This is a genomic window from Flavobacterium macrobrachii, assembly GCF_014486675.1.
In the GTDB taxonomy this organism is placed as follows: domain Bacteria; phylum Bacteroidota; class Bacteroidia; order Flavobacteriales; family Flavobacteriaceae; genus Flavobacterium; species Flavobacterium macrobrachii.
The window spans coordinates 1-451 of the sequence record NZ_JACTAC010000196.1; the positions used below are offsets into that span (position 1 = coordinate 1).

Here is a 451-nt window from a genome sequence, read left to right on the forward strand (position 1 = left end):
TTGAACTGGTAGTTATCCCAACAGTTTACAGCTGGCGGTTGTACAGGTTGTGTACCTTGATTTACCCAGCTACATGAAGTAGTATCGAATTGGAAGTTATCCCAACAGTTTACAGCTGGTGGTTGTACAGGTTGTGAACCTTGATTTACCCATGAACAGCTCGTTGTGTTGAATTGGAAGTTATCCCAACAGTTTACAGCTGGTGGTTGTACCGGTTGTGTACCTTGGTTTACCCATGAACAGCTCGTTGTGTTGAATTGGAAGTTATCCCAGCAGTTTACAACTGGTGGCTGTGGCGCTTGTGTTCCTTGATTTACCCATGAACAGCTCGTTGTGTTGAATTGGAAGTTATCCCAACAGTTTACAGCTGGTGGTTGTACCGGTTGTGTACCTTGGTTTACCCATGAACAGCTTGTTGTGTTGAACTGGAAGTTATCCCAACAGTTTACAA

1 protein-coding gene is annotated in these 451 nt (G+C 43.9%); it reads right to left on the reverse strand.

All coding sequences use genetic code 11. From position 1 onward, the window contains the following. The coding region (locus IAI56_RS15935) for a hypothetical protein (protein ID WP_187658790.1) at positions 1–451 on the reverse strand (451 nt) is incomplete at both ends.